The 19978-nt window shown below is 70.6% G+C and carries 15 protein-coding genes; 10 read left to right on the plus strand and 5 right to left on the minus strand.

Going from position 1 to position 19978, the window contains the following annotated elements:
• Positions 1-169 precede the first annotated feature (169 nt).
• Positions 170-1897: an FAD-dependent oxidoreductase gene (locus ACIG47_RS05655; RefSeq protein ID WP_397429975.1), complete on the plus strand. Its 1728-nt coding sequence runs from the start codon at positions 170-172 to the stop codon at positions 1895-1897.
• A 3-nt stretch (positions 1898-1900) separates the two neighbouring features.
• On the opposite strand, the gene ACIG47_RS05660 is transcribed toward ACIG47_RS05655, so the two are convergent.
• From ACIG47_RS05660 to ACIG47_RS05670, 3 genes are all read right to left on the minus strand, one after another.
• Entirely contained in the window at positions 1901-2257 is a 357-nt protein-coding gene (locus ACIG47_RS05660; protein ID WP_397429976.1) for a UBP-type zinc finger domain-containing protein, read from the minus strand.
• A gap of 70 nt (positions 2258-2327) precedes the next feature.
• Positions 2328-3770 (minus strand): amidase, encoded by a 1443-nt coding sequence (locus ACIG47_RS05665; protein ID WP_397429977.1) that lies wholly within the window; start codon positions 3768-3770, stop codon positions 2328-2330.
• 79 nt (positions 3771-3849) lie between these two features.
• On the minus strand, positions 3850-4539 hold the full coding sequence (locus ACIG47_RS05670) for a type 1 glutamine amidotransferase domain-containing protein (RefSeq protein ID WP_397429978.1): 690 nt from the start codon (positions 4537-4539) through the stop codon (positions 3850-3852).
• A gap of 152 nt (positions 4540-4691) precedes the next feature.
• On the opposite strand from ACIG47_RS05670, the gene ACIG47_RS05675 reads away from it, so the two are divergent.
• The 8 genes from ACIG47_RS05675 (at position 4692) to nhaA (ending at position 16389) form a co-directional block, all read left to right on the plus strand.
• Positions 4692-6872: a LuxR C-terminal-related transcriptional regulator gene (locus ACIG47_RS05675; RefSeq protein WP_397429979.1), complete on the plus strand. Its 2181-nt coding sequence runs from the start codon at positions 4692-4694 to the stop codon at positions 6870-6872.
• Between the two features lie 108 nt (positions 6873-6980).
• Positions 6981-7766, plus strand: a complete 786-nt coding sequence (locus tag ACIG47_RS05680; protein ID WP_397429980.1) for an alpha/beta hydrolase — start codon at positions 6981-6983, stop codon at positions 7764-7766.
• Positions 7756-10992 carry an ATP-binding protein gene (locus ACIG47_RS05685; protein ID WP_397429981.1) on the plus strand — a complete coding sequence of 1079 codons (3237 nt, stop codon included), beginning with the start codon at positions 7756-7758 and terminating at the stop codon, positions 10990-10992. The genes ACIG47_RS05680 and ACIG47_RS05685 overlap by 11 nt, the downstream gene beginning before the upstream one ends.
• A gap of 92 nt (positions 10993-11084) precedes the next feature.
• Positions 11085-11876: an alpha/beta hydrolase gene (locus ACIG47_RS05690; protein ID WP_397409925.1), complete on the plus strand. Its 792-nt coding sequence runs from the start codon at positions 11085-11087 to the stop codon at positions 11874-11876.
• 5 nt (positions 11877-11881) lie between these two features.
• The gene (locus ACIG47_RS05695; RefSeq protein WP_397429982.1) at positions 11882-12613 is read left to right on the plus strand and encodes a tetratricopeptide repeat protein; all 732 of its coding nucleotides are present in this window, start codon (positions 11882-11884) and stop codon (positions 12611-12613) included.
• 115 nt (positions 12614-12728) lie between these two features.
• Positions 12729-13553: an alpha/beta fold hydrolase gene (locus ACIG47_RS05700; protein ID WP_397429983.1), complete on the plus strand. Its 825-nt coding sequence runs from the start codon at positions 12729-12731 to the stop codon at positions 13551-13553.
• Positions 13550-14464, plus strand: coding sequence for an alpha/beta fold hydrolase (locus ACIG47_RS05705; protein ID WP_397409931.1), 915 nt, complete (start codon positions 13550-13552; stop codon positions 14462-14464). Before ACIG47_RS05700 ends, ACIG47_RS05705 begins: the two co-directional genes overlap by 4 nt.
• 29 nt (positions 14465-14493) lie before the next feature.
• The gene (gene nhaA / locus ACIG47_RS05710; protein ID WP_397429984.1) at positions 14494-16389 is read left to right on the plus strand and encodes a Na+/H+ antiporter NhaA; all 1896 of its coding nucleotides are present in this window, start codon (positions 14494-14496) and stop codon (positions 16387-16389) included.
• Positions 16390-16467: 78 nt separating this feature from the next.
• Here the strand turns inward: nhaA and ACIG47_RS05715 are convergent, their stop codons facing one another.
• Both ACIG47_RS05715 and ACIG47_RS05720 read right to left on the minus strand, forming a co-directional pair.
• Positions 16468-17928 carry an NAD-dependent succinate-semialdehyde dehydrogenase gene (locus tag ACIG47_RS05715; RefSeq protein ID WP_397429985.1) on the minus strand — a complete coding sequence of 487 codons (1461 nt, stop codon included), beginning with the start codon at positions 17926-17928 and terminating at the stop codon, positions 16468-16470.
• 188 nt (positions 17929-18116) lie between these two features.
• Positions 18117-19076, minus strand: a complete 960-nt coding sequence (locus ACIG47_RS05720; protein ID WP_397409937.1) for an alcohol dehydrogenase catalytic domain-containing protein — start codon at positions 19074-19076, stop codon at positions 18117-18119.
• 456 nt (positions 19077-19532) lie between these two features.
• Between ACIG47_RS05720 and ACIG47_RS05725 the strand changes: the two genes are divergently transcribed.
• Positions 19533-19978, plus strand: a 446-nt coding sequence (locus ACIG47_RS05725) for a hypothetical protein (RefSeq protein WP_397429986.1), incomplete at its 3' end; no start/stop codon positions are given.

Genomic DNA, 19978 nt, shown 5'->3' on the forward strand with positions numbered 1-19978 from the left:
CGAGCCTGCCGGTTGCCGGTAGACGCCCTGTGAATCGATGTCTCAGTGCGCGACGGCGAAATCCACTCGTTGTCCACCGCGTCCTCGTAGCGTTGAGGCCTGGCCGGGCAGGCGCCCGACGGTCGTCAGGTGGCCTGGATGATCACCGCGCTGGAAGGTAGGGCGGAGCATGCCTCAGGAGAGCGAACCGGCAGCCGGCACAGAGGATGTCCGTGCCGAGGCTGTCGCCGCCCTGGCAGATGCGCCGTCCTTGAACCCGGAGCAGTTTCGCCGTCTCGCCTCGTACGGTGAGCGTGAGGACGTCGCTCAGGGCGATGTGCTGTACGCCACGGGTGACCGGCGCTACGACCTCTTCCTGATCGAGTCGGCGGTCGTCGACGTGGTGCGCGATGCCACGGCCACCGACTCCGAGTACGTGGTCTACTCCCGGCACCCAGGTGACTTCACGGGCGAGCTGAGCATGCTCACCGGGCAGTCGGTGTTTCTGACCGCCAGGGTCAGCCGCCCTGGTGTCGTGATCCGGATCGGTGGAGAACGGTTCCGTGCGGTGCTCCGTGAGCAGGTCGACATCGCCGACGTGATCGTCGAGGCGTTCAGCGTCCGCCGCCGCATCGTGCAACGGGCTGCCGGCAGCGTGCTGGAGATCGTCGGCGCACCGCACTCTGACCAGACGCGTGCTCTTCAGGCCTATGCGGCCCGGCTCCTGCTCCCGCACGAGGCCCTGGACGCCGACTCCGTTCCCGGACAGGCGCTCATGGCCGCCCATGGCCTGACGGCGGCGGACCTTCCGGTCGCGGTCGTCTCGGACCGCGCGCTCCGCAGGGCGGCGCCCCACGACGTCGCCGCGGCGATCGGCCTGACGTACGACGGCTCCCCGGGGTCCGGCGACTCGATGCGCGCGGTGGACCTCGTGGTCGTCGGAGCAGGCCCGGCCGGTTTGGCGGCGGCGGTCTACGGGGCGTCCGAAGGCCTGGCCACGGTGCTGCTCGACTCGGGTGGGGCAGGTGGGCAGGCTGCCACGAGCTCTCGGATCGAGAACTATCTCGGGTTTCCGCGTGGCGTCAGCGGGGAGGAGCTGACGAGGCTGGCGCTGGTGCAGGCGCTGAAGTTCGGTGCGCAGCTGTACGCACCGTGCGACGTGGTGGCGCTGGACGTCGGCGACCCGCGCGGTCCCGCGGTGCGCCTTGCGGACGGCGTGCGTCTTCGGGCCCGGTCGCTGATCGTCGCCACCGGAGCGCGCTATCGTCGGCTGTCCGTTCCCCGGCTGGACGAGTTCGAGAAGCTCGGGCACGTGCGCTACTCGGCCACCGAGCTCGACGCGCGCGACTGCGTCACCCGGCCCGTCACAGTGGTCGGTGGAGCGAACTCCGCTGGTCAGGCGGCCCTGTTCCTGGCGGCCCGGGGTGCACGTGTCGATCTCGTGGTCAGGGGCGAGGAGATCCGGCAGAGCATGTCGGACTACCTGTGCAGGCGGCTGGAGGCGGATCCCAAGATCCACCTCCACCACCGCACGCAGGTCGTGGGGTTGACCGGCGACGGCGCGCTCAGCGGCGTCGTCCTGGCGCATGGCGATGCCCCCGGCCGTGAAGTTCCCAGCAGTGCGGTGTTCTGCTTCATCGGTGCCGACCCCGACACGGACTGGCTCGCCTGCCTGGAGCGCGACCCGCACGGGTTCCTGCTCACCGGGACCCGGACGTCCGCACGGACGGCAGGGCCGGGCAGGCCGGCCCTGCCGTATCAGACGAGCCACCCACGGGTGTTCGCCGCGGGTGACGTCCGCGCAGGGTCGGTCAAGCGGGTGGCCTCGGCTGTCGGTGAGGGGGCCGGGGCTGTCGCATCCGTGCACCAGATGCTGGCTCAGGAGCACGACGGAGCACTGCGGAGCCTCCGGCTCTGAGGGTCAGTGCAGGAGCTCCGTCCAGTTGTGCGGGAGACGTTCGACGGGACCAGGGCTGGGCTGGCCGAGGGGGCGGCTGCGCGGCGGAGCCAGGACCGGCCCGTCCATGGACAGCTCGGTGCGGTAGTCGTAGAACCAGTCCTCACCTGGTTCGAAGCTCTGGATGATCGGGTGCCCGGCCTGTCGGGCATGCCGGGACGCATGCCCGGCCGGCGAGCTGTCGCAGCACCCCACGACACCACAGGTCGCGCACCGCCTGAGGTGCAGCCACCAGCCCGTGCCGCTGGACAGACACTCGCGGCAGCCCAGGCCGCTCGGTGGCTTGTCGGTGTCGATCAGCGGGTCGATGTCGCTCGTCATCGTGCTGGCTCCTCGTGTCGTTGCTGAGACGTTCTGATGGCGCCCCGGGGATGGTCGCCGCCGCCGGGACTCACTGCCGCACGGCGTTCTCGAGCGCGTGCGCGATCCGCACCAGCGTGGCCTCACCCCAGCGTGGGCCGACGAGCTGCACTCCGACGGGCAAGCCCGCGGCATCGGTGCCCGCTGGCAGGGAGACCGCCGGTAGGCCTGCCATCGAGATCCCGTAGGTGTACCTGACGAAGGTCTCGAAGGTGCCGGCGGACCGTCCGTTGTGTCGCATGGTGGTGTCCTGGGTGATCGGGACAGCGGTCGCCGGCGTGGTGGCCGTGAGCAGCACGTCCACCGTGGTGAACGTGTCCGCGAACGCCCGGCGGAGCGCGGGCAGCGTGGCGGCCTGGACCTTCGCGTACTGGAATGCGGGTACGGGCTCCGGCTCAGGTCCGACCTGCGCACCCAGAGCGGCCCGGACGTCCGCGCCGAAGCGGTCGAGGTGCGCGACGATCCCGCCGTCGATGCCCGCGGTTCGTAGTGCGCGCTCGGTGAGCACGACGGCTTCCGGAACTACCGTGACGAAGCCCTGTGCGGTCGCCGCCTCGACACCTTCGACCGTCACCGGCACGAGGACGGCGCCCGCGTCTTCGAGCGTGCGGTACGTACGGGCCAGGACACGGTCGACGTCGGGCGTGTTGTCCGCCGCGAAGAAACCGTCGGGAATCCCGATGCGCGCTCCGCGCAGGCACCCGATGGCCGTCGCGAGGGACTCGGGTACGTCCGTGCCGGGCGGCCCGTGTCTCGCATCCGGGTCCAGCGTGTCCGGGCCGGAGGAGATGACCCGAAGGAGCGCCACTGCGTCGGCCACGGTGCGGGCGATCGGCCCCACGACGTCGCACGTCCATGACAGGCCGAACATGCGTCCCCGGCTGACCCGGCCGAGCGTCGGCTTGAGACCGACGACCCCGCACAGCGCCGCCGGGATCCGCACCGATCCACCGGTGTCGCTGCCGATGGCCGCCGAGCACAGGCGTGCGGCGACCGCGGCAGCCGACCCGCCGCTGGAACCTCCGGGGATCCGCAGCGGGTCGTAGGGGTTGCGCACCGCACCGTAGTGGGGGTTGTTGCTCGTGATGCCGAACGAGCTCTCGTGCAGGTTGGTCTTGCCCAGGACGACCGCGCCGGCCCGGCGCAGCTGCCGTACTGCTGTGGCGTCGTGGTCGGGGATGAATGACTCGAGCAGCGCGGTGCCGTTGGACGTGGTGGTGCCGGCGGTGAACAGGTTGTCCTTGACGGCCAGCGGGACACCGTGCAGCGGACCCAGCGGACCCCCCTGGGCACGGAGGCGGTCGAGCCGGGTGGCCTCCGCCAGGGCGTCCTGCCCACGCGAGAGGATGAACGCGTTGAGCCCGTCCGGTCCGTCCAGTGCGTCGATTCGTTCCAGGTACGCCCGCGTGAGCTCGAGGCTGGACAGGTCGCCACGGCCTATCGCGGCGGCCTGGTCGAGCATCGCTCCGGACACCTCCGACACGTACGGGCCCGACACGGCGGCCGGTGGGGGCGGGACGGTTCGAGAACGGCTGGGGGACGTGACCATCGCGTCACGCCCCGGTGTTCCGGACCATCGAGATCAGCTCCATGGCAGCGGGACCCGACGACGCCGGGTTCTGCCCGGTGACGAGCATCCCGTCGACCACGACGTGGGGCTCGAAGTTGCGCACCCTGGAGAACACGGCCCCGCGCGCGACGAGGTCGTCCTCCACGAGGAACGGCACAACCTCGGTCAGGCCCATCGCGTCTTCCTCGCTGTCGGTAAATCCGGTGACCTGTCGGCCTGCCACGAGCGGCTCACCATCCGGGGTGGTGGCGTGGCGCAGCGCACCAGGCGCATGGCACACCAGCGCGAGAGGCCGGCCGGCCCGCACCATCCGTTCGATCAGCGCGATCGAGGCCGGGTCCTCGGCCAGATCCCACAGCGGGCCGTGCCCACCCGGGTAGAACACCGCGTCGAAGTCGTCGACGGAGACCGAGTCCAGCCGGGCCGTCGCGCCGAGCAAGGCTTCCGCATCCACGTCGGCCTCGAACCGCCGCGTTCGTTCGGTCTGGAACTGCGGCTCGTTGCTCTTGGGGTCCAAGGGCGGACGTCCGCCCTGTGGCGAGGCGAGGGTGATGTCCCATCCCACATCGCGGAAGTGGTAGTAGGGCGTCGCGAGCTCCTCGAGCCAGAACCCGGTCTTGCGTCCCGTGTCGCCCAGCTCACCGTGCGAGGTCAGTACGATCAGGATCTTCATGGACGCGACGCTATGGCGCTGCACTGGACACCCTGTTGACGGGGCGTGGACGGTCGATGGATCGCTCTACGGCAACAGACTGCCGCACGTGCCAGGGTGAAACCACCCCCTGTGGGATGGCGGACCTTGTTCCACGGCGTTGAGATTGACTCGTGGCGTCGTCTGATCCGTATGCAAGTATCGCCGCCCTGCCCCGGGCGACCCGGGACCTGCTGCTTGCCGCGGCGGCAGCGGCACCGGAAGACCTCCCGTTGTTCCTCGGATCGCTGCCGGACGACGCGCTCGCGGACCTGGAGCCGGCAGAGGATGCAGGGCTCGTCCACCTGGGTGGCACCGAAGCTCAGCCGCTGGTCTGGTCCAGTCCCGAGGTCCCGAAGGGCCTCTACGGCGCAGCGCGGTACAGCGACCGCCGACGCGCCCACCGAAGACTTGCCGACGCGCTCGCGGGACGCGCAGACCGGCAGGCCTGGCATCTGGCCGCCGCCTCGCTCGGACCGAACGACGACGTGGCCACCGCGCTCGAAGACGGCGCGGAGGTAGCGCGTGTGCACTCGGGCTGGGCAGCCGCGGCAGAGATGCTGGAACGGGCCGCCGAGCTGTCGACCCAGCAGCGTGCCGCTGCCCGGCGCTACCTGCTGGCGATGCGAGCAGCCATCTTCGCCGGCGACGGTCCGTGGGTACGACGGCTGGGCGTCCGGGCCGGTGAGCTCACCGACGACCCGGACGACGCCCTCGAAGCCGCGCTGGCATCCGGTTGGGCCCTGGCGCGCACTGACCGGCACGGGGAGGCCGTCGCCATGCTGACCGCAGTGGCGGTCCGTGCGGCCGGTACCGGCAATAGCCGTCTCGCCTGGTCGGCCCTGTCGCCTGCCGCCGTGGCGGCCTTCTATTCCGGAGCCGTCGCACACCGCGAGCAGCTGACGAGAGCACTCGACGTCGTGGTCCGGCGGTTCTCGCGCCCCCCGCCCGATGCGGTTGCCTCCACGGACGACTCGCCCCTCCTGAAGCCCGCGGCAACCGCGCCCCCGGCCTTCGTCACCGCCGCCGGAGGAGAGAACGCGCCGGACCTGTCCGACCTACCGCAAGCGGCATGGCTGACGGCCTCGCTCGACCCCGTCGGTTCCGTGAAGCAGATCGAGGCGGTCCTGACCGCCAAGGGGCACCCCACCGGCCTGGACCAGGTCACGCTGAACCAGCTCGGCGGCGCCGCGTGGGCCATCGACCAGACGCAGTACGCCGTCACAGCACTGCGCACGTTCCTGGACCGGCAGGAGGACACCGCGCTGGGGGGCGTCAACGCCCTGGTCTCGAACACTCTCGGCACCGTGCTGCGCGACAGCGGTGCCTGGGATGCCGCCGCCGCGGCGTACGGCGACGCCCTCCGGGTGGCTGAAGGGACCGGGATGGAGATGATCCGCCGGACCGCCGAAGCCGACCTCGCGATCATCGCCGCCATGCGCGGCGATGCAGACCAGGCGCACACGCTGGTAGCGACGTCGTTGTCCGGCCTCGACCTGGACACCAGCCGCGCCGTCGCCGTGCTCACCCGCCGCGCGCTGGGCCTGGCGGCCCTGGCCGGCGGCGACCACGAACGGGCCCACGACGTGCTCCGCCTGATCCTGGACGACACCGGCCAGCCGCTGCACCCGCACCTTTCGCTGTACGGCATGGTCGACCTGGTGACCGCAAGCCTGCGCACAGGCCGCCACGTCGCGGCACAGGAGGCGGCGGCAACCTTTGAGCAGGTGGCCGGGCACGGATCCGCCCGGCTGCAGATGCTGGTGGCGCATGCCGCGGCACTGGTCGCCACCGCGGGAGACGAGCACACCGACCAGGCCCAGGGCGAGACTCACTTCGCCCGGGCACTCGCAGACTCGCGGAGCACGACGTGGCCGTTCGAACGTGCTCGTGTTCAGCTCGACCTCGGCGCCTGGCTGCGACGGCAGCGCCGGGTGACGGAGGCGCGCCCGCACCTCGTGGATGCCCACAACACGTTCGAGCGCCTCGGTGCGGCACCTTTCGCCCGCCGCGCCGGGGCTGAGCTGCGCGCGGCGGGCGTCCGGGCCGATCTTGCTTCGGGCGGCTGGTCGACACCGAGGGATTCCGCCTCCAGCGGTACGGGGCAGCTCTCCGTGCTCACCCCGCAGCAGCGCCAGATCGTGCTGCTGGCCGCCGAGGGGCTCACGAACCGGGAGATCGCCGAGCGGCTGTACCTGTCACCGCGGACGGTGGGTATGCACCTGTACCGGGTGTTCCCGTTGCTCGGCGTGACCAGTCGCAACCAGCTGCGGGACGTCGTCGACCGGTCTTCGGCAGGCCCTGAGCAAGACTGACCGGCCCACGTGCTGTCGACGAGCCAGGTGTAGTCATCTGACAGAAGCCCTGCCGCCGTCTCCCGGCCGAGACTGTTGCTCAGGAGCACGGCGACCGCGGAGGAACGGATGAGTACTGTGGTCTTCGTCCACGGGTTGTGGCTGCACGCCACGTCCTGGACCGCATGGTTGGAACACTTCACGGCGTCCGGGCACACGGCGCAGGCGCCGGGCTGGCCCGGCGACTCGCCGACCGTGGCCGAGGCGCGCGCCAACCCCGACCGTGCAGCCGGGTTCGGTCTCGATGACGTCGTGCGGCACTACGGGCATCTGGTGGCCGGCACAAGCAGGCCCGTCGTGGCGGTCGGCCACTCGTCCGGTGGCCTGGTCGTCCAACGGCTGCTGGCCCGCGGCGGGGCCGACGCCGCCGTCGCGATCAGCTCGGCACCCGTCCACGGCGAGGCCCTGCTGCCCTCGTCCCGGTCCGTGGCGGCCCCGGTGGCACCGTGCGGTCGGGTCAGCTTCCGGGGCTCGGTCACGTTGACCCCACATGAGTTCGCCACCGGCCTGGGCAACACCCTGCCCGCGGAGGAGTGCGCCGATCTGTACGAGCGCTGGACCGTGCCCGCACCGGGCCGCATCCTGCTCGAGGACGCGGCGAACCTGAGGGCCGGCTCGCCGACCGCGATCGACGTGGACGTCGATCGAGGGCCCCTGCTGCTGATCACCGGCGGCATGGACCGCGCGGTCCCGCCGGCACAGGCCCGCACCGTGCACGAGCTGTGCTCCCGCAACCCACGCGTGGTCACCGACCTGATCGAGCTTTCCGACCGGGGGCACACTCTCACCGTCGACCACGGGTGGAGCGAGGTGGCCGACGTGGCCCTGTCCTGGATGAAGCACAATGGCCTCTGAGATCGACCGCCCCCCGGCCGCCCCGGCCGTACGTGGTGGCGCACTGCGCATCCAGATCCTCGGACCGCTGCGGCTGTGGCGGGGCCAGACCGAGCTGGACACCGGTCCACGGCAGCAGGCCTACCTCCTGGCCCTGCTGGCGGCGCACCCAGGGCTGCCGGTCAGCAAGTCGGAGCTGGTCGACCTCATCTGGGGGGACGCGGCACCGGACAGCGCGCTCAACGTCATCCACAAGTACGTCGGCGTACTGCGGCGGCTGCTCGAGCCGACACTGCCCAGCCGAGGGCAGAGCTCCTACCTCGTGCGGCGGGGAGGCAGCTACCTGTGCACGGCGGGATCTGGGACGCTTGACCTCGCGACCTTCAGGGATCTGGTGGCCTCGGCTCAGAGCGACTCGGGCGACGGCCGGCCCGAGGACGCGCTGGACGCCTTCGAACGCGCACTGAGGCTGTGGCACGGCTCCGCGGGCGACGGGCTGGCCCTGCGGCCTGACGCCGTGCCCGTGTTCGCGGGGTTGAACAACGAGTTCTTCGGGGCGTGCACCGCCGCAGCCGACCTCGCGGTGGCCGTCGGCCAGCCTGAGCGGGTGCTTGCTCCCCTCCGGCTGGCGGCGTCCATGGGTCCGCTGCACGAACCCGTCCATGCCAGCCTGATCACCATTCTCGGGGCCGCCGGCCAGCAGGCCGAGGCACTGTCCGTCTACCAGTCCGTGCGGACCCGTCTGGTCGAGGAGCTCGGTATCGATCCGGGCCCTCTGCTGGAGCTGGCTCATCAGCAGGTGCTGCGGCAGGATCTCCCGGCCGGACATCCGACGTCGCCGGATCATGCTCCGCCGGCTCGTGCCGAGCTCGTGCCACCGCTGCGACCTGTCGACGTCGAACCGGTAGGCCGCGCGGTCGAGCTCACGGCCTTGCGGGACACCGTGAGCCGCGTCGCCGGTGGCGCGACAGGCCTGGTCGTCCTCGAGGGAGAGCCGGGCGTCGGCAAGACCCGGCTCCTGGAGCAGGTCGCAGGGGAGGCGGGCGCGAAGGGCTGCCTGGTGGCGTGGGGCCGGTCCGCCGACAGAGAGGGTGCTCCCTCCATGTGGCCGTGGCTGCAGACCGTCCGCGCGATCCTGGAGGACCTGCCCGAGGCGGAGCAGCGGCCCTGGCTCACCGGCGCGCTCGGTGAGCTCCTGGAACCCCACGATGCCGCCCCCGCGGGCCGGCTCCTGCCCGGCGGCAGCGGCCAGTTCCGGTTGTTCGAGAACGTCGTGGCGTTGTTCTCTCAGGTGTCGGCGCGGCGCCCCGTCATCGTCGTCCTCGACGACCTGCAGTGGGCCGACACCGCCTCGCTGCACCTCTTCGCCCATCTTGCCACCCGCATGCCGTCCAGCAGCGCGATCCTCGCGGCCGTCCGCGACCACGCGCCCGTGCACGACCCGCACCTGGCGCGGGCCCTCGCGACAGCGAGCCGGTCGTCGGCGCACCGCAGGCTCCGCCTCGGCCCACTGGGCGTGGACGACGTCGCTGAGCTGGTGCGCCGCGAGATCGGAAGGCCTCTGGACCCCCAGGCAGTCCGCACTCTGCACACGCGTACCGCCGGCAACCCGTTCTTCGTCCGGGAGGTCGCGCGGCTGCTCGGAGACGACCAGCCCGTCGGCAAGCCGCGGTGGCGCGAAGGGGTACCCACATCGGTCCGCGACGTGGTTCGCGACCGGCTGACCGACCTGGACGCCGACGCCACCGTGCTGCTCGAGACCGCAGCGCTGATCGGCCGAGACGTGGACCTCAACCTCCTGGCCCGCGTCGCCGACCTCGACCTGGGCACCTGTATGACGAGGCTCGAGCCCGCCGAGGCGCTGAGCCTGCTGACACCCACCCCGAGCGACCCCTGCTCGGTGCGCTTCGTGCACGACCTCGTGCGGGAGTCGATCTCCGAGGCGATCTCACCTCGGCACGCCACCCGCCTCCACCTGCGGGTCGCCGACGCGCTGGAGCACATGGCGGCGGACGGCGAGGTCGTGCCCGAACGGGTGGCGCACCACCTGTGGGCGGCCGGACCGTTGGCGGAGCCGGGCCGCACGGCCGACGCCCTGGTGCGGTCCGGGCGCAGGGCGGCCGCGCGATCGGCCCTGGAGGCTGCGGAGCAGCAGCTGCGGCTCGCCGCACAGGTGTCCCGCAGTGCTGGGCTGACCGAGGCAGAGCTTGCCGCGCTCACGGAGCTCACGGCTGTCATCGGGATGCGTTCGATGTACGCCGGCGCAGAGCGGGGACTGCTGGAACGGGCCGAACACCTGGCCCGCACGCTGGGGCGCGAGGTGGAAGCCGCAGGCATCCTCTACTCCCGCTGGGCTTCCTTCGCCCAGGGCATCCACCTGGACCAGACGGGTCCCCTCGCGAGGCAGCTGCTCATGCTCGGCGAGTCGTCCGACTACCCGATCGTGCGCACCTACGGCCTGCAGGCATGGGGCATCCACCAGTGGGACATCGGCAACATCGGAGAGGCGTTCCGGTACCTGAGCCGGTCCGAGGAGACCCTCCGGGCCGACTGGGTCGGCCGCGAGGAGAACCCCGTCCAGTACGACCTGCAGCTGCTCATGACAGGCCTGCATGCCGAGACGACGGTCCTGCACGGCAACCGTGAGCAAGGGCTGGCACTCCTGGACCGGTTGGAGACCGCCGGCCCGGACCCCTACACGGTCACCGTGTGGGCCACCATGTCGGCGAGGATCGCCGTGCTCATCGGGGACCCGGTCATGGCCCTCGACGCGGCCGAGCGGGGCATCACTGCCGATCCCGACTACTCCTACGCGTTCCTGGGCACCTACCAGCGGCTGGCCCGCTGCTGGGCGCGAGCGGTCGCCGCGACAGAACCCGCTGCAGCGGCCGGCGCTGCCGAGGAAGCCGAACGGATCATCGAGACGAGGTTGTGCAACCCGGTGCGTTCGTGCGTCTCCACCTGGTACGGGTTGCTGGCCGAGATGCTGCTCGCCGCAGGCGACGTCCGCGGCGCCGCGGAGGCTCTGGACCGCGCCGACCACTACCTGCATGACTATGGCCAGCGTTACGCGGAAGGTCTGCTCCTGCTCCTGCGCGCGCGACTGCTACGGGCCGAGGGGAAGCCCGCTGGGAAGGTGCGAGCGGCCGTGCTCAGGGCCCGAGACGTCGCCCTCGCGCAGGAGGCGTACCTGTTCGTCCAGCGGGCCGACGACCTCCTTGCGCGATGGGACTCGACGGCTGCGTGATGGACGCTCCACTCGTGTTCCACCGCTGGTCAACAACATGTGCCTAGGTTGACGAGCGTCGGAAAGCCCCTTCTGCACGGATGAGGTCAGTGATGAGACGGCGCGTCGTGTTCATCCACGGTCTGTGGATCCACTCCACGTCCTGGACGCCATGGCAAGACCACTTCGCCAAAGAAGGCTATGAGACGCTCGCGCCGGGCTGGCCGGGCGACGCGGACACACCCGAGGCCACACGGTCCGACCCGTCCGGGATGATCGACGTGGGCGTGGACCGCATCACCGAGGCCTACGCCGAGACGATCGCCGGCCTGGAGGCGCCGCCCATCGTGGTCGGACACTCCTTCGGCGGGCTGGTGGCACAGAAGCTTCTCGAACGTGGTCATGCCGCGGCTGCCGTCGCGATCTCACCCGCGCCGGTCAAGGGTGTGCGGGTCGTGCCGCTGAGCCTGCTCCGGTCGAGCTTCCCGGTGCTGTCCAACCCGCGCAACAGGCACAGGACGGTCGCCCTCACTGCCGACCAGTTCGCGTACGGTTTCGGCAATGCCCTGTCGCGTGCGGAGTCGGACGAGCTCCACCGGCGCATCGCGATCCCTGGGCCGGGCCGGCCGCTGTTCGAGGCGTCGTCGGCCAACTTCACGCCCCGTGCGGCCACGACGGTCGACACACGGCGCAGTGACCGAGGGCCCTTGCTGCTGATGGCCGCAGGCAGGGACCACACCGTGCCCGCCGTCGTGGTCCGGGCGGCGTACAAGCTCTATTCCGCCTCGGGTGCGGATACCGAACTGCTCGAGTACCCCGACCGCGGGCACAGCGGGGTCTTCGACGCGGGCTGGCGCACCCTGGCGGACGCCACGCTGGACTGGCTCACCCGGCGGGGGCTCTAGCCGCGATGAGCTTCCAGGACCAGGTCCGCGCCACCTTCCGCCGGGGTGAGACCGCCGAGGTGCGCCGTCTTGCGGAAGCCGGTGTGCGGCGCGCCAGAGCCGCGGGGGAGCCGGGGGACGAGGTCGAGGGACTCTATGCCCTGGCGCGGCTCGCGCTGCGCCAGGGTGAGCTCGGGGAGGCTGAACGGCTTGCCGGGCAGGCTCTCGAGGTCGCGGTGCGAGCGGCCGACCGGCGACTGGAGGAGCGGCCCCGGCACGTGCTGGCCGCTGTCGCCCGCATGAAGGGAGACCATGCCCTGGCGCGCGAGCGTTACCTGGCGAGCATCGAGCTGAACCGGGACCTGGGGCGGCCAGAGCAGGTGAGTTCCGAGACCTACAACCTGGCGCTCAGCGAGCTGCACCTCGGAAACCTGGGCCGGGCCCGTGACCTGCTGCGCACCGTCCAGGAGCGGGTCTTCCGAGTGGGGGACCACACGTTCGTGCCGTACCTGGGCGTCGCGGCGGCCACCCTCGCCGCGGCCGAGGGTGACGCCGAGACGGCTGCGTCGATGATCGGGTTCACGGACAGCGCCTTCGACGGCCTCGGGCAGGTTCCCGACCCCGACGACGCCGAGGAGCTGGCCGCCGCCCGCACCTTCGCGACCGTGGCCCTGCACCCCGAGCGGTTCGCCGCGCTGTACGCCGTGGGCACCGGCTGGGACGCGCCCACGGCCTTCGGACTCTCCTGGGGCACCTGATGGACCACGGCAGGACGCCCGGCCTTGCCGGGCGCGTCCATCAACGGTCCACCAGCCGTCAACCGCTGCCCGGAACGCTGGGTGGACACCCAGCGGATCGACGGAGGGCACGACGATGAGCACGTTCACGACCTCGGACGGCACCGAGATCTTCTACAGGGACTGGGGATCAGGCCAACCGGTCATCTTCAGCCACGGCTGGCCGCTGTCGGCGGACGACTGGGACAGTCAGATGCTGTTCTTCCGGGACCACGGGTACCGGGTGATCGCCCACGACCGGCGTGGTCACGGGCGGTCGGCACAGCCCTCGGGCGGGCACGACATGGACCACTACGCCGACGACCTGGCCGCGCTCGCTGAGCACCTCGACGTCCGCGACGCCATCCACGTCGGACACTCGGCCGGTGGCGGCGAGGTGACGCGATACCTCGGCCGCCACGGGCAGGGCCGCGTGGAGAAGGCCGTGCTGATCAGCGCCGTCACCCCCTCGACCGTGCAGTCGGAGGCCAACCCGGACGGTCTGCCTCGGTCGGCGTTCGACGGGCTGCAGGCCCAGCTCGCGGCCAGCAGGACAACGTTCTTCCGGGACCTGCCTGCCGGGCCGTTCTACGGGTTCGACCGTCCCGGTGCGGAACGTGTCGACGCCGTCGTGGACAACTGGTGGCGCCAGGCGATGATGGGGGCCGCCAACGCCCAGTACGACTGCGTCAACGCCTTCGCGCACGAGGACTACACCGCGGACCTGGCCAAGATCACGGTGCCGGTCCTGGTCATGCACGGGCTGGACGACCAGATCGTTCCCTACGCCGCCACCGCGCCCCGGACCGCACAGCTCCTCCACGACGGCACGCTGCTGTCCTACCCCGGCTACCCGCACGGTATGCCGACCACTCAGGCCGACACGATCAACGCCGACCTGCTGGCGTTCTTCCGGTCATGAGCTCGGCTGCGCACAACCCCGCCGCCAGGACGCACCACCGGTACGCCACCGTCGACGGCCACCGGCTGTTCTACCGCGAGGCGGGACCTCCGGACGCCCCGGTGGTCGTGCTGCTGCACGGGTTCCCCGCCAGCTCGTTCATGTTCCGTGACCTGATCCCGCGGCTGGCCGACCAGTTCCACGTCGTGGCGCCCGACCTGCTGGGCTTCGGCCTGTCCGACGCACCGCCGGCCGACCGGTTCACCTACACCTTCGACAGCCTCACCGATGTGACGGCCGGCCTGCTCGACCAGCTCGGTATCAGCCGGTACGCCATCTACGTCCAGGACTACGGTGCGCCGATCGGATGGCGCTTGGCACTCCGGGACCGGTCAGCGGTCACCGCAGTGGTCAGCCAGAGCGGCAACGCCTACGAGGAAGGCTTCCAGCCACAGTTCTTCTCGACGGTGCGCGCCTTCTGGGAGAAGGAGACACCCGAGACCGAGGCCGGTGTCCGGCAGGCCCTGACCCTGGACCTCACGCGCTGGCAGTACCTCGCCGGCGTGGTTGACGAGTCCCTGGTGGACCCCGTCACCTGGATGCACGACCATGCACTGCTGTCCCGGCCGGGGAACGACCTCGTGCAGATCGCGCTGTTCCGGGACTACGCCACCAACCCGGCGCTCTATCCCGAGGTCCACCGCTGGTTCCGGGAGAGCCAGGTGCCCCTGCTGGCAGTCTGGGGACGCGGCGACCCGGTCTTCGGCCCCGACGGTGCACGCGCCTTCACCACCGACCTGCCCCACGCCCAGGTCCACCTCCTGGACGGCGGCCACTTCCTGCTCGAGAGCGCCCTGGACGACGCAGCCCCTCTCATCCGTGACTTCCTCACCACGCAGGCCGGCCATCTCGACCTGAGCACCTCGACCTGACCACCTCGCTACAGCCGCATGGAGCCACGATGTCTCTGCCCGTCGTCATCGACACGTCGCCCGACCCCGAGCGTGCCGACCCGGAACGCCAACGGGGTCCCTCCATCGCCGCCTGGATCCGGTCGATGGGCCCCAGCCGGACGGGCGCACTGCTGCTGGTGGCGGGCACGCTGCTGGCCATCGTCTGGGCGAACGCATCCCACGAGACGTACGAGACGTTCTGGGACACCCGCCTGACGATCGGCGTCGCCGACCTGAACCTCGACTTCACCCTGCACGCCCTCGTCAACGACGCCCTCATGGCGGTGTTCTTCTTCACGGTGGGCCTCGAGGTGCGCCGTGAGTTCTCGATCGGCGAGCTGACCAGCTGGTCGAGAGGCGTGGTACCGGTCGTGGCCGCACTCTGCGGCCTGCTGGTGCCGAGCCTGCTGTACGTGCTGATCGCCCGAGGGTCCGGCTGGGAAGGCGCCTGGGGCGTCGTCATCTCCACCGATACCGCCTTCCTCGTCGGTGGTCTGGCCCTGGTAGGGCCGAAGGCCGCCGGCCGCCTGCGGATCTTCCTGCTGGCGCTCGCCGTGGTCGACGACATCGGGGCGCTGAGCATCATCGCCCTGGTCTATACGGAGGACTTCAACCCGCAGCCGCTCCTGGTCGCCGCGGTGGGACTCACGGGGATCTGGTTCACCCGCTACGTGCCCACGGGGCGCGGCCCGATCTACGCCACGCTCGCGATCATCGTCTGGTTCGCGTTCCTGGCATCCGGGGTGCATCCCACCCTCGCAGGGGTGGCGGTGGCGCTGCTGGTGCCGGTCTACCGTCCGAGCCGGCGCGATGTCGAGCACGCACTGGCCTTGGCGCGCACGTTCCGGCAGTCGCCCACCACCCAGTATGCGCGCGCGGCTGCCAACAGCCTGCGGGAGTCGATCTCGATCAACGAGCGCTTGCAGTCCGCGTACGCGCCCTACGTCTCCTTCGTGATCCTGCCGGTCTTCGCCGTCGCCAACGCCGGTGTACAGATCTCCCGGGACGTCCTCGTCGAGGCTGCGACCTCGCCGGTGACCTGGGGAGTAGTGGTCGCGCTGGTCGCGGGCAAGTTCCTGGGTGTGTTCGGGTCGACGACGCTCGTGCGGGTCTTGAAGCTGGGTGAGCTCGGGGCAGGTCTCACCACCGGTCGGGTCGCCGGCGGCGCCGCGCTGTGCGGCGTCGGGTTCACGTTGTCGCTGTTCATCGTCGACCTGGCGATCCCCGATCCGTCGGTCCAGAACCAGGCGCGCGTCGGGGTCCTGCTCGCCTCGGTCCTGGCCTTCGGGATCGCGGCGCTGATCTTCCGGGCGACCGAACACTCCCCACGCGAGATGGAGATCGGGCAGGTCCTGCAGCGCCCGGTCGATCCCGCCCGTGACCACATCTACGGACCGGTCGACGCGCCCTTGACGCTGGTGGAGTACGGCGACTTCCAGTGCGGGTTCTGCCTCAAGACGGCCGGCACCATCCAGGAGGTCGTCCAGGAGCTCGGTGGACGCCTGCGCTATGTCTGGCGGCACGCGCCGTTGCTGCACTACCACCCGAACGCGGTCGCGGCGGCGGAGGCGTCCGAGGCCGCGGCGATGCAGGGCAAGTTCTTCGAGTTCGAACGCTCTCTGTTCATCGATCAGGACCATCAGCAGCCGGCGGACATCCTGCGTCGTGCCGAGCAGCTCGGTCTCGACCTCGAACGGTTCGAGAGAGACCTCACCTCGGCCTCCGTCGCAGCCAGGGTGCGTGACGACATGCTGGACGCTGAAGCCATGGACATCACCGCGGTGCCGACCCTCTTCGTCAACGGTCGCCGCCACACCGCCCCGCACGACGCCGCGTCGCTGATCGCCGCCCTCACATCGGACAGGTCCCCGTTCCGCGCCGAGGAGAGTGACGGGCAGGGATGAGGAAACCGGGATCCGGAACGTCGGGCGGAGCACGCCGAGACCCCGCAAGGCAGGATGCCTGCGGGGCCTCGGCGCACGTCACTCATCAGGGACGAGGGTGTACTTCGTGGACAGGTACTCGTGGATGCCCTCGCTCCCACCCTCGCGACCCAGCCCTGAGTGCTTCACGCCTCCGAACGGCGCCGCTGCGTTCGAGACGACGCCCACGTTCAGGCCCATCATCCCGGTGTCCAGCCGGTCCATCATCCTCTGACCCCGGGCGAGGTCGGTCGTGAACACGTACGAGACCAGGCCGTACTCGGTGCCGTTGGCCAGACGTACGGCCTCGTCCTCGGTGTCGAACTCGACGATCGAGACCACGGGACCGAAGATCTCCTCGTGCAGGATGTCGGCATCCCCGGGCACCGCCGAGACCACCGTGGGTTCGTAGAAGGTGCCCGGCCGGTCGATGGCTCGGCCACCGACCAGCACGGCGGCGCCCTTGCTCACTGCGTCCCGGACCAGCGAGTCCGCCTTCGCCACGGCGTCCTGGTCGATGAGGGGGCCGATCGTCACACCGTCCTCGGTACCGCGACCGATCTTCATCGCGCGGACTCGCTGGGCCACGCGGTCGGCGAACTCGGCTGCGACCGAGCCGTGCACGATGAATCTGTTGGCCGCCGTGCAGGCCTGCCCGGTGTTGCGGAACTTCGCCAGCATCGCACCTTCGACCGCTCGGTCCAGGTCCGCGTCCTCGAACACCACGAACGGTGCGTTGCCGCCCAGTTCCATCGACGTGCGCAGGACCCCGTCCGCGGCCTGCCGCAGCAGCGTCCGGCCCACCTCCGTCGACCCGGTGAAGCTCACCTTGCGCAACCGCGGGTCCGCGAACACCGCCTCGGACAGGGCGCCTGAGCGGGATGTGGGCACTACGTTGAGGACACCGTCCGGCAGGCCCGCTTCCTGCAGCACCGCAGCCAAGTACATCGTCGTCAGCGGTGTCGCACCAGCCGGTTTGACGACGGCGGTGCACCCCGCCGCGAGGGCCGGGCCGATCTTGCGGGTCGCCATCGCCAGCGGGAAGTTCCACGGCGTGATCAGGAAGCAGGGGCCGACCGGACGCTGGGACACGACCATCGATCCTGTGCCCTCTGGGCTGCGGCCGTACCGTCCGGTGATGCGGACCGCTTCCTCGCTGAACCAGCGCAGGAACTCGCCCCCGTAGGCGACCTCGGCGTAGGAGTCGGCGAGCGGCTTGCCCATCTCGAGGGCCATCAGCAGCGCGAACTCGTCCTTGCGTTCCTGCACCAGGTCGAAGGCCCGGCGCAGGATCTCGCCCCGGTCACGCGGCGGGGTAGCAGCCCAGCGGTCCTGGGCTCGTGCGGCGGCGTCCAGCGCGCGGACACCGTCGGCAGGCGTGGCATCGGCGACGGTCTTGATCGGCTGACCCGTCGACGGATCGTCGACGGCGAATGTCGTGCCGGACGAGGACGGTACCCACTGACCTGCGATCAACAGGCCGCCGGGCACCCTGGTCAAGAGATCGGACTCAAGGCTCATGGTGTTCCTCCCAGGTTCGTGTCGCTGTTGGGGCGCCGCGCGGACGGGGACGCCCGGACTGGGCTCTTCGTCGGCGCGGTCGGCCTCGGGTGGGCAGCGAAGGCGGTCGTGGCAGCGAGAGCATGTCCGCCGCCACGACCGCCTTCGGTGCCGCCCCGTAGGTGCGTTGCCGCCGCTGTCGGGCCGGATCAGTAGGTCACGACAGCCTTGAACCGCAGCTGTCCGTTGATCATCCGCTGGTACGCCTCGTCGACCCGTTCCTTGGGGAAGACCTCGATCATGGGCTTGACGTCACCCCTGGCGACGATCTCCAGGGCCTCCGCCAGGTACTCCGGGCCGTTGTGCGCGGAGCCGATGATCTCGAAGCTGTGCCCCGTCAGAGACAGGGCGGGGAACGAGAACGAGTCGTTCGCCGAGATGCCCATCAAGATGATCTTCGCCCAGGGCCGGAGCCCCTTGAGCGCGTCGATCGCCGGGGCGTGGGTGGGCGCGGTGTGCAGGAGCACATCGGCGCCACCGACCTCGCGCAGCTCGTCACCGTTGGACACCACGTCGTCCGCGCCCAGCTGCTTGGCCAGGTCGTGCTTGTCAGGGGAGTGGGTCACCGCGATCACGTGGTACCCGGCGGCCTTGGCGAACTGGACCCCGAGGTGGCCGACGCCGCCCACGCCCACGACCGCGATGCGCGCGCCCGGCTTCGCGTTGGCCCGCCGCAGGGCGGCCCACACGGTGTAGCCGGCACACACCGTCGGTGCGGCGAGCTCGTACGGAAGGCCGTCGGGGAGCAGGACGGTGCCGTTGGCGTCCGCAGCGATGTACTCGGCCTGCCCGCCGTCGACGTTCACTCCGGTGAGGATGGGCGCGACGCAGTTGTTCGCGGTGACGAAGCTGTACGGGTGCCGTTCACGACAGAAGTCGCACCGACCGCAGGGCTTCTGCGTGATGGGCAGCCCCACCCGGTCGCCCACCTTGCGGGTGGTGACGCCGTCACCGACCGCGACGACCTCGCCCACGCCCTCGTGTCCCAGGACCAGGGGGAACGGCCGGAACGAGAGGACGTTCTGCGCCAGGAGCGCGTCGGTGTAGCACAGGCCACAGGCATGGATCTTCACGAGTACCTGGTGCGGGCCTGCTTCGGGCTGTGGCACGTCTTCGAGTGACCAGGGGGCGTTTGCCGCTGGAACTACCGCCGCCTTCATGGTTGTCATCGCTCTTCCTTACCTTTCGCGGAACGCAGGCCCCGGTCAGGAGGACCAAGGGTCCTGACACTGCGACGGCCGTCGTCTGACCGAGCGGACCGCCACTCCTGCAAGCTATGCGGGGGAAGTTGAGGACCAGTTGACGGTCGGTGTACTGCATCGAATGCGGGTCCGCGGGCGAGGACGCTGCCCTGTACCAAGGCCGGTCTGGGTGCTGGACTCGCTCGAGAGGCAGCACCTGGGCCACTGCCCGCATTCGCTCAGGGCGATCCGGACGTTCGGCATCACGGCACATCACTCGCTTCATGTCGGCCGTGTAAATACTTGCGGCCGGTATCGGCCAGTGGCCGAATGCGGTCATCGTGCTCATTGCTCTCACGGGTCGGCAAAGACTAGACAGCCCCCATGCAACCTTCGTTCGCCGGCCGCCACTGGGGCGCTCTCGTGATGGGCGCCCTCGTCTCGGCCTCAGTGATCCTCTCTCCCGGTGCCGCCATCGCAGCTCCGGAAGCCGATCCTGTACGGGTCATCATCGAGCTCGACGCTCCTAGCGCCGCCGACATCGTCGGCACCGAGGAAGTAGCAGCGGCTCGCGCCCGGCAGGTCACAGCACGTAGTGCGTTCGCTGCCGACTACCGCGCGGCCGTGGTGACGGTCGAGGACGCGCAGGAGGACGTCACGTCCTGGGCCGTACGCGAGGGCGTCGACTTGGGCGACGCCGAGTCGGTCACCGGGCTGCTGTCCGCCGTCGTGGCGACCGTGGACCCCGCGGACCTGGCCGAGCTGCGCTCCGCCCCCGGCGTTGCGCGGGTCACCGAGGACGCGCCCGTGCGGATCCTGGGCCAGGAGGC

It is taken from the genome of Promicromonospora sp. NPDC052451, assembly GCF_044547525.1.
GTDB lineage: Bacteria > Actinomycetota > Actinomycetes > Actinomycetales > Cellulomonadaceae > Promicromonospora.

Excerpts from the sequence above, each read along its gene's own strand:
- ACIG47_RS05655 (WP_397429975.1), top strand. The coding sequence starts at position 170 with ATGCCTCAGGAGAGCGAACCGGCAGCCGGCACAGAGGATGTCCGTGCC.
- ACIG47_RS05660 (WP_397429976.1), bottom strand. The coding sequence starts at position 2,257 with ATGACGAGCGACATCGACCCGCTGATCGACACCGACAAGCCACCGAGC.
- ACIG47_RS05670 (WP_397429978.1), bottom strand. The coding sequence starts at position 4,539 with ATGAAGATCCTGATCGTACTGACCTCGCACGGTGAGCTGGGCGACACG.
- ACIG47_RS05680 (WP_397429980.1), top strand. The coding sequence starts at position 6,981 with ATGAGTACTGTGGTCTTCGTCCACGGGTTGTGGCTGCACGCCACGTCC.
- ACIG47_RS05685 (WP_397429981.1), top strand. The coding sequence starts at position 7,756 with ATGGCCTCTGAGATCGACCGCCCCCCGGCCGCCCCGGCCGTACGTGGT.
- ACIG47_RS05690 (WP_397409925.1), top strand. The coding sequence starts at position 11,085 with ATGAGACGGCGCGTCGTGTTCATCCACGGTCTGTGGATCCACTCCACG.
- ACIG47_RS05695 (WP_397429982.1), top strand. The coding sequence starts at position 11,882 with ATGAGCTTCCAGGACCAGGTCCGCGCCACCTTCCGCCGGGGTGAGACC.
- ACIG47_RS05700 (WP_397429983.1), top strand. The coding sequence starts at position 12,729 with ATGAGCACGTTCACGACCTCGGACGGCACCGAGATCTTCTACAGGGAC.
- ACIG47_RS05705 (WP_397409931.1), top strand. The coding sequence starts at position 13,550 with ATGAGCTCGGCTGCGCACAACCCCGCCGCCAGGACGCACCACCGGTAC.
- nhaA (WP_397429984.1), top strand. The coding sequence starts at position 14,494 with ATGTCTCTGCCCGTCGTCATCGACACGTCGCCCGACCCCGAGCGTGCC.
- ACIG47_RS05715 (WP_397429985.1), bottom strand. The coding sequence starts at position 17,928 with ATGAGCCTTGAGTCCGATCTCTTGACCAGGGTGCCCGGCGGCCTGTTG.